The 1,265-nt window shown below is 66.7% G+C and carries 1 protein-coding gene; it reads left to right on the forward strand.

Annotated elements, in window-relative coordinates; translation table 11 throughout:
* Positions 1 to 70: 70 nt before the first annotated feature.
* A protein-coding gene (locus BIV25_RS46115) for an IS3 family transposase (RefSeq protein ID WP_107486730.1) occupies positions 71 to 1,233 on the forward strand; the annotation gives its coding sequence in 2 pieces (ribosomal slippage) (positions 71 to 355 and positions 358 to 1,233; 1,161 coding nt in all).
* The last annotated feature ends 32 nt before the right edge of the window (positions 1,234 to 1,265 follow it).

A 1,265-nucleotide genomic window follows, 5' to 3' on the forward strand; every position in this document is an offset into this window, starting at 1 on the left:
TGGGTCTGCTGCACGATCGGGTGACATCTGAACTGGCTTGCCCTGTGGGGCGGGTGGGAAGGGTGTCGCTGTGCCCAAGCCTTATCCGGAAGAGTTCCGCGAGGACGTCGTGCGGGTCGCGAGGAACCGCGGCCCGGGTGTGACGGTGGAGCAGGTGGCCGCCGACTTCGGAGTGCACGCGATGACGCTGTGGAAATGGATGCGTCGCGCGGACATCGACGACGGCGTGAAGCCTGGGACGACCAGCCAGGAGAACGCGGAACTACGGGAAGCGCGTCGGCGGATCAAGCTGCTGGAGCAGGAGAACGAGGTCCTGCGCCGGGCTGCGGCTTATCTGTCGCAGGCGCATCTGCCGGGAAAAGGATCTACCCGCTCGTGAGAGAGCTGGCCGCCGGCGGGGTGCCCGTCACGGTCACGTGCCGGGTCCTCAAGCTCGCCAGACAGCCCTACTACCGCTGGCTCGACAAGCCGGTGGCCGACGCCGTGCTGGAGGAGGCCTACCGCGCGAACGCGCTGTTCGACGCCCATTGCGAGGACCCGGAATTCGGCTACCGCTTCCTGGCCGACGAAGTCCGCGACGCCGGGGCGGTCATGGCCGACCGGACCGCGTGGCGGATCTGCCGGGACAACCGCTGGTGGAGCGTGTTCGGGAAAAGACGCGGCAGGATCAAGAAGGCCGGTCCGCCGGTGCACGACGACCTGGTCCGCCGTGACTTCACCGCGGGCGGCCCGAACAGGCTGTGGCTCGCCGACATCACCGAACACGCCACCGGCGAAGGGAAGTTGTATCTCTGTGCCGTCAAGGACGTCTTCAGCAGGAGGATCGTCGGCTACTCCATCGACGCGCGGATGAAGTCCCGCCTGGCCGTGGCTGCCCTGGACAACGCTGTTGCCCGGCGTGGACACGTTGCCGGGTGCATTCTGCACAGCGATCGCGGGTCGCAGTTCCGGTCAAGGAAATTCATCCGGGCACTCGACCGTCACGGGATGACCGGATCGATAGGAAGAGTTGGGGCGGCAGGCGACAACGCGGCCATGGAGTCCTTCTTCAGCCTGCTCCAGAAGAACGTTCTCGACCGCCGATCGTGGGCCACCCGCCAGGAACTGCGGATCGCGATCGTGACCTGGATCGAACGGACCTACCACCGACGCCGCAGACAAGCCTCGCTCGGCCGGCTGACCCCCGTCGAATTCGAGACCGTCATGACCACACCGGCCCTCCAGGCCGCGTGACCGAACCTGTCACCCAAACCTGCAGCAGACCC

Source organism: Streptomyces sp. MUSC 14, from assembly GCF_001866675.1.
Lineage (GTDB): Bacteria > Actinomycetota > Actinomycetes > Streptomycetales > Streptomycetaceae > Streptomyces.